Source organism: Halomonas sp. E19 (genome assembly GCF_052439355.1).
In the GTDB taxonomy this organism is placed as follows: Bacteria; Pseudomonadota; Gammaproteobacteria; order Pseudomonadales; family Halomonadaceae; genus Halomonas.
The window spans coordinates 961,303-975,821 of record NZ_JBNFWU010000001.1; the positions used below are offsets into that span (position 1 = coordinate 961,303).

General features: G+C 62.1%; 13 protein-coding genes and 1 pseudogene. 10 read left to right on the forward strand and 4 right to left on the reverse strand.

All coding sequences use genetic code 11. The features are described from left to right. Window positions 1-160: 160 nt before the first annotated feature. The 10 genes and pseudogenes from ACUDAL_RS05120 (at window position 161) to ACUDAL_RS05165 (ending at window position 11,782) form a co-directional block, all read left to right on the forward strand. On the forward strand, window positions 161-1,624 hold the full coding sequence (locus tag ACUDAL_RS05120; RefSeq protein WP_444677344.1) for a glyceraldehyde-3-phosphate dehydrogenase: 1,464 nt from the start codon (window positions 161-163) through the stop codon (window positions 1,622-1,624). Window positions 1,625-1,994: 370 nt separating this feature from the next. Next, window positions 1,995-3,344: a Na(+)-translocating NADH-quinone reductase subunit A gene (locus ACUDAL_RS05125; protein WP_444677345.1), complete on the forward strand. Its 1,350-nt coding sequence runs from the start codon at window positions 1,995-1,997 to the stop codon at window positions 3,342-3,344. After that, window positions 3,344-4,570: an NADH:ubiquinone reductase (Na(+)-transporting) subunit B gene (locus ACUDAL_RS05130; protein WP_444677346.1), complete on the forward strand. Its 1,227-nt coding sequence runs from the start codon at window positions 3,344-3,346 to the stop codon at window positions 4,568-4,570. Before ACUDAL_RS05125 ends, ACUDAL_RS05130 begins: the two co-directional genes overlap by 1 nt. Then, window positions 4,570-5,382 carry a Na(+)-translocating NADH-quinone reductase subunit C gene (locus tag ACUDAL_RS05135; protein WP_444677347.1) on the forward strand — a complete coding sequence of 271 codons (813 nt, stop codon included), beginning with the start codon at window positions 4,570-4,572 and terminating at the stop codon, window positions 5,380-5,382. Before ACUDAL_RS05130 ends, ACUDAL_RS05135 begins: the two co-directional genes overlap by 1 nt. An 11-nt stretch (window positions 5,383-5,393) precedes the next feature. Further along, on the forward strand, window positions 5,394-6,062 hold the full coding sequence (locus ACUDAL_RS05140; RefSeq protein ID WP_444677348.1) for an NADH:ubiquinone reductase (Na(+)-transporting) subunit D: 669 nt from the start codon (window positions 5,394-5,396) through the stop codon (window positions 6,060-6,062). 1 nt (window position 6,063) lies between these two features. Beyond that, window positions 6,064-6,681 (forward strand): NADH:ubiquinone reductase (Na(+)-transporting) subunit E, encoded by a 618-nt coding sequence (gene nqrE / locus ACUDAL_RS05145; RefSeq protein WP_444677349.1) that lies wholly within the window; start codon window positions 6,064-6,066, stop codon window positions 6,679-6,681. Between the two features lie 68 nt (window positions 6,682-6,749). After that, window positions 6,750-7,982: an NADH:ubiquinone reductase (Na(+)-transporting) subunit F gene (gene nqrF, locus ACUDAL_RS05150; RefSeq protein WP_444677350.1), complete on the forward strand. Its 1,233-nt coding sequence runs from the start codon at window positions 6,750-6,752 to the stop codon at window positions 7,980-7,982. Window positions 7,983-8,803: 821 nt separating this feature from the next. Then, window positions 8,804-9,027: pseudogene (gene nqrM / locus ACUDAL_RS05155) on the forward strand ((Na+)-NQR maturation NqrM). 112 nt (window positions 9,028-9,139) lie between these two features. Further along, complete coding sequence (sthA, locus tag ACUDAL_RS05160; RefSeq protein ID WP_444677351.1) at window positions 9,140-10,531, forward strand: Si-specific NAD(P)(+) transhydrogenase; 1,392 nt, start codon at window positions 9,140-9,142, stop codon at window positions 10,529-10,531. A gap of 114 nt (window positions 10,532-10,645) precedes the next feature. Then, a complete protein-coding gene (locus tag ACUDAL_RS05165) occupies window positions 10,646-11,782 on the forward strand; it encodes a hypothetical protein (RefSeq protein WP_444677352.1) in 1,137 nt (378 codons plus the stop codon). On the opposite strand, the gene ACUDAL_RS05170 is transcribed toward ACUDAL_RS05165, so the two are convergent. The 4 genes from ACUDAL_RS05170 to ACUDAL_RS05185 form a co-directional block, all read right to left on the reverse strand. Then, window positions 11,672-11,944: a PqqD family peptide modification chaperone gene (locus ACUDAL_RS05170; protein ID WP_444677353.1), complete on the reverse strand. Its 273-nt coding sequence runs from the start codon at window positions 11,942-11,944 to the stop codon at window positions 11,672-11,674. The genes ACUDAL_RS05165 and ACUDAL_RS05170 overlap by 111 nt on opposite strands. Next, window positions 11,941-13,434: an asparagine synthase-related protein gene (locus tag ACUDAL_RS05175; protein ID WP_444677354.1), complete on the reverse strand. Its 1,494-nt coding sequence runs from the start codon at window positions 13,432-13,434 to the stop codon at window positions 11,941-11,943. The genes ACUDAL_RS05170 and ACUDAL_RS05175 overlap by 4 nt, the downstream gene beginning before the upstream one ends. After that, entirely contained in the window at window positions 13,341-13,823 is a 483-nt protein-coding gene (locus tag ACUDAL_RS05180; protein ID WP_444677355.1) for a hypothetical protein, read from the reverse strand. The genes ACUDAL_RS05175 and ACUDAL_RS05180 overlap by 94 nt, the downstream gene beginning before the upstream one ends. Window positions 13,824-13,896: 73 nt before the next feature. Further along, a complete protein-coding gene (locus ACUDAL_RS05185) occupies window positions 13,897-14,454 on the reverse strand; it encodes a lasso peptide biosynthesis B2 protein (protein WP_444677356.1) in 558 nt (185 codons plus the stop codon). Window positions 14,455-14,519: the final 65 nt, after the last annotated feature.

The following is a 14,519-nucleotide window of genomic DNA, read 5'->3' on the forward strand; positions in this document are numbered from 1 at the left end:
TTTTTTCAAGAAAGGGGAACATAACAGCCTGGCTGTGCGCTTGTAGTCAACCCCCAATTTCTGTAATCCCCTTACATCGCCTGCGACCATACTGCGATTGCCCCTGCCGGAACCGACCGGGATAATGACCGTTGAATTCAGATCATGAGAGAGGCTTCACGTGAGTCAACAACCCCTCGATACCGTCTTTCAGGAATGGCACGACAATCAGGCGCTCGCCGAGCAGATGATTCCGCTGATCGGCAGTCTCTATCGCCACAACAACGTGGTGACCACTCTCTACGGGCGCTCGCTGTTCAACCGTTCGGTGATTCGCATCCTGAAGGACCACCGTTTCGTCAGAAAGGTCGAGGGGACAGAGCTTTCCGTCAGCGATACCTTCCCGCTGGTGAAGGCTATGGCCGAACTCAACCTGGGGCCGGCGCATGTCGACGTGGGCAAGCTCGGGGTGGCCTTCAAGAAGCGCGGCGGTGGTGACGTCAAGGCCTTCCTGCTCGAAGAGCTCGCCGAGATCGTCGATGCGCACGACCCAAGCGGCAGCAACGGCCAGTCCAAGGACGTGGTGCTCTACGGCTTCGGCCGCATCGGCCGACTGCTGGCTCGGGTGCTGGTCGAGAAGGCGGGCGGCGGTAACCTGCTGCGCCTGCGCGCCATCGTCGTGCGTGGCCGCGGCGATATCGCCAAGGATCTGGAGAAGCGCGCCAGCCTGCTGCGTCGCGACTCCGTGCATGGGCCCTTCGACGGCACCATCAGCGTCGACTACGAGGCGCGCACCATCACCGCCAACGGTAACGTGATCCAGGTGATCTACGCCGATTCGCCGAGCGAGATCGACTATACCGCCTACGGCATCGACAACGCCGTGGTGGTTGACAACACCGGGATCTGGCGCGACGAGGCTGGGCTAGGCCAGCACCTGCAGTGCAAGGGCGTTTCCAAGGCGCTGCTCACCGCGCCGGGCAAGGGCGACATCAAGAACATCGTGTTCGGCATCAACCACGGCGATATCGAAGCGAGCGACACCATTCTGTCGGCCGCTTCCTGTACCACCAACGCCATTGTGCCGGTGCTCAAGGTGCTCAACGATGAGTACGGCATCGAGGTCGGCCACGTGGAGACGGTGCATGCCTACACCAACGACCAGAACCTGATCGACAACTACCACAAGGGCGATCGCCGCGGTCGCAGCGCGCCGCTCAACATGGTGCTGACCGAGACTGGTGCGGCCAAGGCCGTGGCCAAGGCGCTGCCGGAGCTGGCCGGCAAGCTGACCGGCAACGCCATCCGCGTGCCGACGCCGAACGTTTCCATGGCGATTCTCAACCTCACCCTGGGGCGCGACGCCGATGCAGCGACCCTGAACGACTACCTGCGCCGTATGTCGATCGATTCGGCCTACCAGAAGCAGATCGACTACGTCGACTCGCCCGAGGTGGTCTCGACGGACTTCGTCGGCAACCGCCATGCCGGGATCGTCGATGCCAAGGCGACCATTGCCAATGGCAAGCATGTCGTGCTGTACGTGTGGTACGACAACGAGTTCGGTTACAGCTGCCAGGTGGTGCGCATCCTGCAGCACATCTCCAACGTGCATTTCCTCAAGCTGCCGCGCGCTCAGGCGTAAGCGCGCTCTCTTGTGCAGGCAATCCCGACCCATAAGGTCGGGATTGCCATGATGCACGTCATTTCTCCCGTTGTTTTTCTTCCACAGCCGCGCTGCGGGCCGGTCTCGCCGATTCCTTGCCATGGCCCATGGCGAGCGCGTTTCAACGCCCATTGAACCCTTGTCGCGCCTGGCGCCAAGCGGAGTCCTTTGACGTTTGGCCACCTTTGGCCGTGTGGTCATTGGACGCACTTATCTTTATAATGCGGTGGATTTTTCGGGGTGGTTCGAGCTGGCTCGAGCCTGACTGGTAACGTACTGACCTAACAAGAATTCGAATCCAATCGAACCCCTTTTCTTCGTTTATCCGATCCATCAACTGGGCGAGACTATGATCGAAGTCAAGAAAGGCCTGGATCTCCCCATCATGGGGGCGCCCGAGCCGCGCATCGACACTGCGCGTCCCGTGCGTCACGTGGCCATCCTGGGCACCGACTACATCGGCATGAAGCCGACTATGGAAGTTCGGGAAGGGGACAAGGTGAAACTGGGCCAACTCCTTTTCACCGACAAGAAGAACGAAGGCGTACGCTTCACGGCCCCGGCTGCCGGTGAAGTCGTCGCCATCAACCGCGGCGAGAAGCGCAAGCTGCTTTCCGTGGTGATCAAGGTAGACGAGAGCGAAGAGGCGGTGGCCTTCACCGCCCATGGCCGCGACAAGCTCGAGAGCCTCGAGCGTCAGGCCGTCGTCGATCAGCTCGTCGACTCTGGTCTGTGGACGGCGCTGCGCACCCGTCCTTTCTCCCGCACTCCCGCCATCGACAGCATCCCTGCCGATATCTTCGTCACCGCCATCGACACGCATCCGCTCAGCGCAGATCCGGCACTGATCATCAGCGAGGAGGCGAGCGCCTTCGAAGACGGGCTGAAGGTGCTGGCGCGGCTGACCAAGGGCAAGGTCTTCCTGTGCACGGCGGCCAATGCTTCGATTCCGGGCGCCAACGTCAAGGGCGTTCAGGTCGAGACCTTCGGCGGCCCGCACCCCGCCGGCCTGGTCGGTACCCATATCCACTACCTCTCGCCAGTCGCCCTGCACAAGCGGGTATGGCACATCGGCTACCAGGACGTGATTGCCTTCGGCAAGCTGTTCGCCGAGGGCCGTATCGACGTGTCCCGGATCGTCGCCGTGGGTGGTCCGCGGGCCGAGAAGCCGCGCCTGCTGCGTACCCGCATCGGTGCCAGCACCGAAGAGCTGCTCGCCGGTGAGATCCTGCAGCCCGAAGACACGCGCGTGATCTCCGGCTCGGTGTTCTCCGGCACCACCTGCGAGGGCGGCCTGCGCTACCTGGGCCGGTTCCACAACCAGGTCTCGCTGCTCGAAGAAGGCAACAAGCGCGAGTTCATGGGCTGGCTCTCGCCGGGCAGCAATCGTCACTCAATCCTGGGTATCTACCTGTCCAAATTCAAGGGACTCAGCAACTACGCACCGAACACTTCGACCAACGGGTCGGAGCGCGCGATGGTGCCGGTGGGGGCCTACGAGCAGGTGATGCCGCTGGATATCCTGCCGACCCAGCTGCTGCGTTCGCTGATCGTGGGCGATATCGAGACGGGCATGCAGCTTGGGTGCCTGGAGCTGGATGAAGAGGACCTGGCGCTGTGCACCTACGTGTGCCCGGGCAAGTACGAGTACGGTCCCATCCTGCGTGACAATCTCACCATGATCGAGAAAGAGGCCTGATGATGGGTATCCGACAGACACTCGACAGTCTCGAGCCGCATTTCCACAAGGGTGGCAAGTACGAAAAGCTCTATCCGCTGTACGAAGCCGTGGATACGATCTTCTACTCGCCGCCCAGCGTCACCAAGACCACCGCCCACGTGCGTGACGGCGTCGATCTCAAGCGCATCATGATCACCGTGTGGCTGTGTACCTTCCCGGCGATGTTCTTCGGCATGTGGAACGCCGGCTGGCAGACCAACATGGCCATTGCCGAAGGCTATGCGTCCCTGGGCGGCTGGCGCGAAGCCATCGTGATGACCCTGACGGCCGGCTATGAGCCGGGCAGCCTGTGGTCCAACCTGGTACTTGGTGCGACGTACTTCCTGCCGATCTACCTGGTGGTGTTCGTGGTCGGGGGCTTCTGGGAAGTGCTGTTCGCCATCAAGCGTGGCCACGAGGTCAACGAAGGTTTCTTCGTTACCTCCGTGCTGTTCGCGCTGATCCTTCCGGCTACCATCCCGCTGTGGCAGGTGGCGCTGGGCATCACCTTCGGCGTGGTGATCGGCAAGGAGATCTTCGGTGGTACCGGCAAGAACTTCCTCAACCCGGCGCTGACCGGACGTGCCTTCCTCTACTTCGCCTACCCGGCACAAATTTCGGGTGACGAGGTGTGGGTAGCCGCAGACGGCTATTCCGGTGCTACGCCGCTCTCCATCGCCTTCCAGGAAGGCATGGCCGACCTGAGCAGCCAGTACAGCTGGTGGGATGCCTTCATCGGCTTCGTACCGGGCTCGGTGGGTGAGGTCTCCACGCTGGCGATCTTCATCGGCGCTGCCGTGCTGCTGTGGACCCGGATCGCCTCCTGGCGAATCATGCTCGGGGTATTCCTCGGCATGGTCGCGACCAGTGCGCTGTTCAACTTGATCGGTTCCGACACCAACCCGATGTTCGCCATGCCTTGGTATTGGCATCTGGTGGTAGGCGGCTTCGCCTTCGGCATGGTCTTCATGGCCACCGATCCGGTGTCCGCGTCCATGACCAACCAGGGGCGGCTGATCTTCGGTGCCCTGATCGGCGTCATGACCGTGCTGATCCGCGTGGTGAACCCGGCGTTCCCCGAAGGCATCATGCTGGCGATCCTGTTCGCTAACCTGTTTGCTCCGCTGATCGACCACTTCTTTATACAGGCCAACATCAAGCGCCGCGTTCAGCGCACCGGTGTGCCGGCCGAGGAGACTGCCTGATGGCCCAGAGCAACAACTCCATCAAGAAGATCCTGACGGTGGCGTTCGCACTCTGTATCGTGTGTTCCGTCATTGTCTCGACTGCCGCGGTGGCGCTGCGCCCGATGCAGCAGCTCAACGTGGAACTCGACCGCAAGACCAACATTCTTCGCGTCGCCAACCTCTATGAGCGTGGCATCAACGTGGAAGAGGCCTTCGCCGAGATCACGCCGCGCGTGGTGGATCTGCGCACCGGTGAGTATACCGACCAGTTCAACCCGGAAACCTTCGACCACTTCCAGGCGGCACGCGACCCGGCAACCGGACGCACGCTGTCCGGCGACCGCGATATCGCCGGCCTGACTCGCGTCGAGAACTTCGCCACCGTCTACCTGGTAGGCAATCCCGACAGCCCTGACCAGATCATCCTGCCGATTCGCGGCCAGGGCCTGTGGGGGCTGATGCGTGGCTACATGTCGATCGAAGGCGACGGCAACACCATCGTCGGTATCACCTACTACGAGCACAGCGAAACCCCGGGGCTTGGCGCCGAGGTGAACAACCCGCGCTGGCAGGCTCAGTGGGAAGGCAAGCAGATCTTTGCCGACGAGCAGAGCGTGGCGCCGGCCATTCGTGTGGCGCGCGGCAGCGGCACAGGCGATCACCAGGTGGATGGTCTTTCGGGTGCTACCCTGACCTCCAATGGTGTGACCAACATGCTGCAGTTCTGGCTGAGCCCGGAAGGCTTCGGTGAGTATCTGGCAAGATTCCGTGCAGGAATCGAGCCGGAGGAAGCTCAGGAAGCCGACGTCGAACTCGAAGCTGAAGCGTAAGGAGCCTGACCATGTCAGCCGTGTCTCCCAAGGGCGTCCTCACGACCCCGATCTTCAACAACAACCCCATCGCGCTACAGGTGCTAGGCATCTGTTCCGCGCTGGCGGTAACGACCAGCATGAGCGTATCGCTGGTCATGACGCTGGCCGTTATCTTCGTGACGGCCTTCTCCAACCTCTTCGTGTCGCTGATCCGGCACCACATTCCTTCCTCGATCCGCATCATCGTGCAGATGACCATCATCGCATCACTGGTCATCGTGGTGGACCAGGTGCTGAAGGCGTTCGCCTATGAAATGTCCAAGCAGCTGTCGGTGTTCGTGGGCCTGATCATTACCAACTGTATCGTCATGGGTCGTGCCGAAGGCTTCGCCATGCAGAACAGCCCCGGACTGTCGTTCCTCGACGGCATTGGCAACGGTCTGGGCTACGGCTTCATCCTGATGGTGGTTGGCTTCTTCCGCGAGCTGTTCGGTGCCGGCAGTGTGTTCGGCTTCACCATCCTGAGCCCGGTACAGGACGGCGGCTGGTACGTGCCCAACGGTCTGATGCTGCTGCCGCCCTCGGCGTTCTTCATCATCGGCCTGATCATCTGGGCACTGCGCGCAGCGCACCCGGAGCAGGTTGAGGAGAACGAGTTCAAGATGAAGCACAATACCGAGCCGAAGGAGGCTGTGTAACATGGAGCACTATATTAGCCTTTTCGTTGCTTCGGTCTTCGTCGAAAACCTTGCCCTGGCGTTCTTCCTCGGCATGTGTACCTTCCTGGCGGTTTCCAAGAAGGTGTCGGCGGCGTTTGGCCTTGGCATCGCGGTCATCGTGGTACTGACCATCTCCGTGCCCGTCAACAATGTCATCTTCAATGCGCTGTTGGCCGAAGGGGCGCTGACCTGGACCGGCATCGCCGGTGCCGAGAACATCGACCTGTCGTTCCTGGGCCTGCTCAGCTACATCGGCGTTATTGCCGCGCTGGTGCAGATCCTCGAGATGTTCCTCGACAAGTACGTGCCGGTTCTCTACAACGCGCTGGGTGTCTTCCTGCCGCTGATCACCGTGAACTGCGCCATCCTCGGTGGCGTGCTGTTCATGGTCGAGCGTAATTACGGCTTCGGCGAGTCCGTGGTCTACGGCTTGGGTTCCGGCGTGGGCTGGGCACTGGCGATCACCGCCCTGGCGGGGATCCGCGAGCGTCTCAAGTACAGCGACGTACCGGCTGGCCTCCAGGGGCTGGGCATCACCTTCATCACCGTGGGTCTGATGTCGCTGGGCTTCATGTCCTTCTCGGGCATTCAGCTCTGAGCCAGGCGCATGCCCGGCGGATGCTTGCACCGCCGGGCACTAGGTCACACAGCAAATAGGAAACCGACATGACTGGAACAGCTGTCATCTTGCTCGGTGTGTTCATGTTCACCGTGGTCGTCATCGGCCTCGTACTGGTGATCCTGGCCGCCCGCAGCAAGCTTGTGAGTACCGGCGACGTGACGATCGAGGTCAACGGCGATCCGGACCACACCATTACCACCCAGGCCGGCGGCAAGCTGCTCAACACGCTGGCGGCCAACGGCATCTTCCTCTCCTCCGCCTGCGGTGGCGGCGGCTCCTGCGCGCAGTGCAAGTGCCGGGTGGAAGAGGGCGGCGGGGCCATCCTGCCGACGGAAGAGTCCCACTTCACCATGCGCGAGAAGAAGGACGGCTGGCGCCTGTCGTGCCAGGTCCCGGTGAAGCAGGACATGAAAATCGAAGTGCCGGAAGAGGTCTTCGGGGTCAAGATGTGGGAATGCGAGGTCATCGCCAACCCGAACGTCGCGACCTTCATCAAGGAACTCAACCTCAAGCTTCCCGAGGGCGAGAACGTCGACTTCCGTGCCGGCGGCTACGTCCAGCTGGTAGCGCCTCCCTACGATATCAAGTTCTCCGACTTCGATATCCAGGAGGAGTATCGTGGCGACTGGGAGAAGTTCGATCTGTACAAGATCTCCCACAAGAACAACGAGGAAGTCATCCGCGCCTATTCCATGGCGAACTACCCGGAAGAGAAGGGCATCCTCAAGTTCAACATCCGTATCGCCACGCCGCCTCCGGGCACCAACCATCCGCCGGGCCTGATGTCGACGTTCGTCTTCAACCTGAAGCCGGGCGACAAGGTCACCGTGATGGGCCCCTTCGGCGAGTTCTTCGCCAAGGACACCGATGCGGAAATGGTCTTTGTCGGCGGTGGTGCCGGCATGGCCCCGATGCGCAGCCACATCTTCGACCAGCTGAAGCGTCTCAAGTCCTCGCGCAAGATGTCCTTCTGGTACGGTGCGCGCTCCTGGCGCGAGACCTTCTACAACGAGGAGTACGACCAGCTGGCCGAGGAGTTCCCCAACTTCTCTTGGCACCTGGCGCTGTCCGACCCGCTGCCGGAAGACAACTGGACCGGGCCGACGGGCTTCATCCACAACGTGCTGTACGAGAACTACCTCAAGGACCACCCGGCTCCCGAGGACTGCGAGTACTACATGTGTGGGCCGCCCATGATGAACGCATCCGTGATCAAGATGCTGCTTGATCTGGGCGTTGAACCGGAGAACATCCTGCTGGATGACTTTGGCGGATGATCTCAGTCGCCCCAGGGCGAATGACGGGGCTGGCCCAACGTGGGCCAGCCCTGTTCATGTTCAGCCTGCTGTTGCCGTTGATGCTACTGACGGCCTGCCGCAATCCGCTGCAGGAGCAGCAGGTGCAGGGAGTAGCGCTGGGCACGGGTTACCACATCACCCTGTATGCCGACCTCGATGCCATGTCTCCCTTGGCATTGCTGGCCGTTATTCAAGGTGAACTGGAAACGCTGGAAGATGAGCGCAGAAGCGCGGCTGGCGTGCGTCGGTCGGCCTTCGCTCCGCTGTGGAAGATAAGCGAGCCGGAAGGGCTGGCTGAGGTGTGGGACCAGGTCTTCCACGCGCTTGCCGTCGATCGCCTGGCACAGCAATTGGCGCAGCTGGACGTGCATCATCTGATGGTGGAGGTGGGTGGTGTGATGCGCTCGCAGGGGGCGCCGCCCGGTAGGGTCTGGCGAGTATCGCTTGCGCACGCCGCGCTGCCCAGCATGGAAGATCCCATGCATGTGCGCCTAGACGACGCGGCTATGCTGCACCGGTTGGGAAGGCTGGACCGTACGCCGACCTTCTCTCAGCCGTTCATTCTGGGGGTCGCAGTCATCGCTTCGAGCGCCATGGAGGGTCGGATGCAGGCCGATACGCTGATCGAGGTCGGGCCGTTCCAGGCATTGCAGTGGGCGGAGGACAGGGATATTGCCGCCAGCATCGTTGTCAAGAGTTCACAAGGCATCACCATTCATCAGACTGCGGCTCTCGCCCCTGGCTGGAGCGCTAGCCGCAAGGAGCAATGTCATGACGACTTTTTTGTTGTTCTCGGCTTTATGCTGCTGATCATGGGCGCGATGGCGATCGGCGTCATTCTGGGACGCAAGCCGATTGCCGGCTCCTGCGGCGGGCTCAACCAACTCGGGCTCAAGGAAGGCTGCGACATCTGCGGCGGCAAGGATGAGGTCTGCGAGGAAGAGAATCGCAAGCGGGCGAGCGCGCGCCGCAGCAGCGACGAAAGCCGGGGGCCGATCTTGGCTACGACGCCACGCGCCGCTGAGTGAGGCTGGAGGAGGCGTGCCCGGCGCGCCTCGCCAGCGAGGCGCACGCTTGGCCGGCGCTGGCCTGGTACATCATCAGGGGCCTGGCCTCTACCGGGAAAAGGAGACACAATGGCAGTCCACAACTATGACGTGGTAGTCATCGGCACCGGCCCTGCCGGGGAAAGTGCCGCCATCAATGCTGCCAAGCATGGCAAGCGGGTGGCGGTCGTGGAGAAGCAGCCTGTGCTGGGCGGCAATTGTACCCATTGGGGCACGATACCCTCCAAGGCGCTGCGCCATCAGGTCAAGCAGATCATGCAGTTCAATACCAACCGCATGTTCCGCGACATCGGCGAACCGCGTTGGTTCTCCTTCCCGAAGGTGATGGAGCGTTCACGCATCACCATCGACCAGCAGGTCGAGATGCGTACCCGGTTCTATGCCCGCAATCGCATCGATCTCTATAGCGGGGTGGCACGCTTCAAGGACGAGCACACCTTGCTGGTGCGGGATCGGCAAGAGGCGCTGGAGGAGCTGGTGGCGCAGAAGGTGATCATTGCCACCGGCTCGCGCCCCTATCGGCCGGCCGATATCAACTTCCGCCACCCGCGTATCTATGATTCCGACACCATCCTGAGTCTGTCGCATACGCCGCGCACCTTGGTCATCTTCGGGGCCGGAGTCATCGGCTGCGAGTATGCGTCGATCTTCTCTGGTCTTGGCGTGAAGGTCGACCTGATCAACAACCGCGACCGGCTGCTCTCGTTCCTTGATGATGAGATTTCCGACGCGCTCTCCTACCACCTGCGCAAACACGGCGTACTGATCCGCCATAACGAAGAGTATGACCGGGTCGAGGGCGATGAAGCCGGCGTCGTGGTCTATCTGAAGTCGGGCAAGAAGCTGCGCGCCGATGCTTTCCTGTGGGCCAACGGGCGTACCGGCAATACCGATGAGCTGGGGCTTGAGAATATCGGCCTTGAGGCCAACGGGCGCGGTCAGCTACAGGTCGACGACCATTACCGCACGGCCATTCCGCACATTTATGCCGCCGGTGACGTGATCGGCTGGCCGAGTCTGGCCAGCGCCGCCTATGACCAGGGGCTGAATGCCTGCGACGAGCTGCTCGACCGGGACTATCGCTTCGTCAATGAGGTGCCGACAGGGATCTATACCATTCCCGAGATCAGCTCCTTCGGGCGTACCGAACGTGAGCTGACCGAGGCGAAGGTGCCCTACGAAGTGGCCCAGGCCTTCTTCAAGGATACCGCGCGGGCCCAGATCACCGGCGACACGGTTGGCATGCTCAAGATTCTCTTCCACCAGGATACGCTCGAGATCTACGGCATTCATTGCTTTGGCGACCAGGCCTCGGAGATCGTGCATATCGGCCAGGCGGTCATGCAGCAGAAGGGCGCCGCCAATACCCTCAAGTATTTCGTCAGCACTACCTTCAACTATCCCACCATGGCGGAAGCGTATCGCGTGGCGGCTCAGAACGGCCTGAATCGCGTATTCTGATACAGCTCGCGGGTCCTCGGCTTCAAACGCTCACCGAGCGTCTCGAAACTGGCTGAAACGGCTACACTACTGGAGGTGCAATCCGCGCCTCCAGCTTGAGTGGACCCGAAGGCCATGAGCGAGACACCGACCCCATCCTCTCCTATCCAGCGTGAAGAGCGCCGCGGTGAATGCCTCGGCAGCCCCGATCGCTTCTATTACCAGAGCTACGGTCTGTGCATCGCTTCACAGCTCGAACTGCCTGAACTCGCCGCTGCAGCGCCATGTAGCGATCCCGATATCGAGATCCTGGCATCGGGCGAACTTGGGCCGCTTGAGGATGCCACCGAACGATGGCCCTATCTTGAGCTTGCCGAAGGGCGCTGCCAGATACACGTGCAAGGCGTGGCCCGCTATCGCATCGAACGGGGGCGGCGCATCCTTGTCGATCGACGCGTCGAGCGAGACCCCGCCATGCAGGTGACGGCCGGTGATGTGCGACTCTATCTGCTGGGCGCCGCGCTGGGCATCCTGTTACACCAGCGTAAGTGCCTTCCGCTGCATGTCAGTGCGGTCAGCACGCCGGCAGGCGTCTGGGCATTTACCGGTGAGTCGGGAGCGGGCAAGTCGACCATGGCTGCCTGGCTCCATCACCGTTTCGATTGGCCGCTGGTCAGCGACGACGTGGCAGTGGTCCAGCCCGATGATCCGCAGCCGTTTCTCTATCCTGGGCCGCCGAGGCTGAAGCTGTGGCAGGATGCACTCGCCGCAATGTCTATCGACAAGAGCGGGTTGACCCGCGACCTGACGCGAGCCGAGAAATACCACCTCAACGCCCATGGCGGTTTCCAGGACGAAGTGGTGGAGCCGCTGAAGGTCCTGGTGGAGCTTAAGCGCGCCGAGCCGGGCGAGGCGGCGCGCCTGGAGCGGTTGACGGGCGTCGCTGCGTTCAAGGTCGTTTCGGGAGCGCTTTACCGAGCGGAGCTGGGACGGCTGTTCAACCCGCCTGCAACTCTGCTCGGTACGGTGTCGGCATTGGCATCGGCCATTACGGTCTACCGTTTTTACCGTCCCTGGAACCTGGAGAAGATCGAGGCGGGGCTGGCCCCCTGCTGGACGCGATTGCGAACGGTGACACCTCACCTGGGCCAGAGACAAGGATCAGCGAACGGTAATCAGCCCCTCCTGCTGAAGCTGGGTGAGAAACGCCACCACTTCTCGCTCGCAGGTGTCTCGCTCCACGTTAAAGGACGCCTGCAGGCGATCGCATAGATCGGCCAGCTGGATCTCGGTCTCGAGATGTTCCCAAATCTGCTGGCCAATGCTCTGGGTACCGTAATACATGCCTTTTTTGGCGCTGAACAGCACCAAGTCGTCATCGACGCGAGAGGCGAGGGGTTCTGTACTGCGAACGATCCAGCTATGAGATTTCATTCGGTGACTCCTTGCGTAGTGATGATGGTGTGGTTTGCCTGAGACGAGCCTGGCTGTAGTACGCTACCGCGGGTCGCGCCATAGTGCTGCCATAGGTGCCAAATGCGCAGGGCAGCCTCCACGGGAATGAACTCTGCGATCGCTTTGCCTGGGTCGGCATGCGGAACTTCGCCGAGTCGTTCGTTCAGCCGTGCAACGTCGAGCCATGGACAGGGCGCCAGGTACCTGCCTTGACGAGTCTGGTCGGCCAGGCGCTGGCGGCACTCCACCAACTGATCGTAGCGCTTGCGCTCGTTCACGGTGTCGTACTTGCCAAGTCCGGCAGGCAGTAGGTCATGCAGGGCTCGCCGATAAACCCAGCGGTGAGTGCCCTCTTGCCATAGCAGTTCGCGGGGCAGTCCCAGGGCAAATTCCAATACGCGCCGATCCGTGAGCGGGTAGCGATAGATGAGGCGATGCGGGGCAGCCCAGTTCGCCCAAGTCGCCATGCGCGCCGCAAGATGGCCGTTATCGAGCAGCGCGTGCTGTACCCGCCGGGGATCGCCAAGCACTCGCCAGGCCGGCCCGCGTCCGGCCTGGCTGTGTGAGAAACGCGTCAGCCAGTGGTTTGCTGCCACCGAGTCGAGCCGCTGGGTGTTCATGTAGGGGCTGAACCGGCTGTACAGGGCATCGGGCATCAGCGGTAGGCAGGCTTCCTGCCACAGGAAGCGGGACCAACGATGCCAGCGGCGCAATCCGCCGGCATGGCGCCGTGCCATGCCCAGCAGCGTTCGCCATTTGCCCGTGCGCAACAGATAGGCGGCCACTCCGCGGGTGGTGTAAGTCAGTGCTTCGTCGCCTCCCCAGCCGGACAGCATGACGCGGGTACCGCGCTGCGCGGCGGCCGCCATCATGGGTAATTCTTCGAAAAGATCGCAGTGGCCTTCTACGGCCATGTCGCGGCCCAGGAAGTCGACGTAGTCCTCACCTGCCGCGCTGCCATAAAAGCAGGGTATGCCTTCCTGCGTGCAGACGGCTGCGATCAGGCGGCGTTCATCCCTGTGGTCGGTGTGCAGAGGATAACGGCTAGATACCGCGGGAGCCCAAGTGTAGCAGCCGTCCAGGCTGCGGCCCCGCTGCTTGAGCCGGCGGCTGGCCAGCAGCGTCACTCCGGTGGAATCCAGCCCGCCGCTCAGGTGGCTGCCGACCGGGTGTGAGGTACGAATGCGATCCGCCACGGCGGCTTCGAGCAGTTCGCGGCAGCGGTCGGCGTAGTCCTCGCGTCGGGCAAAGCGTACTTCGCTGATGTCGCGCGGGTCCCACCAGCGCTTGAGCCTAACGCCATTTCGATCGGCGAGCAGCGTATGACCGGGCGGCACCGGCGCTATGTCAGTGAAGAAACAGTCCTCGGTGGGGTTCAGCGGCCACTGTAGGTAAGCGGCGATGCGCGACTCGTTCGGTGTAAAGGCGAGGTCAGGCTGGGCCAGCAGGGCGCGAATATCCGTGGCCACCACGAGCCGCTGGTGACGACAGGTATAGAACAGCGGGCGGGCACCGGCGGATCTCGTGCGGCAAATACATGTCCGGCCCTGTCATCCCACAGCACGAAAGCGTAATCGCCGTGGAGCCGGTCCACGCAGGCGCTGCCCCAGCGCAGGTAGGCCTGGAGCAGCAGTCGGCTGTCTGGCAGGGTGGTGCGCTGGCCGGTTGAAATGTCGAGGCGGTCGCATAGCTCGTCTCGATTATCGAGTAGAGCATCGGCCACCAGCACCAGCGGGCCGTGATGCACGGGCTGGGCTTCATGGCAGGACTCGGGAGAGACCTCGAGATGGCGATAGCCCAGGCCAGCATGACGCGAAGACCAGCGACCTTCGCCCTCCGGGCCATACTCGGACAGCACTGCGAGCCCATGGTCTAGTGCCCGGGGGGCAGGGGTGTTTCATCAAGATGCAGCCTGGCGAAGATCGCCGCCATCAGGGTTTGCCCCGGGCCAGCGGGAGCAGCTTCACATAGCTCGAGACGGCGGTGAAGTTGCCGGCGTGCTGGCCAAGCACCGTGCTCCCTTCAACCCGCAGCCAGGCATGCGCCTTGATCACCAGCTTGCCATCGACGCCACGTTCGGTGCAGGTGCCGAGTACCAGGGTACTGGAGATATGTCGTCGGTTGAGCATCCACTGGGCCGCCATGGCTTTCATGAGACAGGTGTAGACATCGCCCAGGCGCCTGTTTACGGCATTGATCGCCCAGCTTATCTCCTTCGCCGTGATGTCATCTTGGTGTCGGGCTGCGCTGCGGTGTGTGGCATCTTCACTCTCGCCACACGTGGCCTCGCCGAGCAGGGTATGCCAGAAGCGAAAAGGGACGGCCCTGACCATGAGCCAGGCAAGGGGTAGCAGGGCAGCAGCTTCGATGGCCAAGCGCCTACGAGATGAGGGCAGACGTCGAAACATAGAAGAAGCCTCTCTGGCCAAGCATGTAAATAATGCAATGAAACGAAGCGCCGAAATGAAGCTCTCGACGAGCGCGGTCATTCGCCCGTCGAGAGGATGGGTCGCTACCGTCAGGCGATCCGTTCCGGTATGGCTGCCTTGGCGTA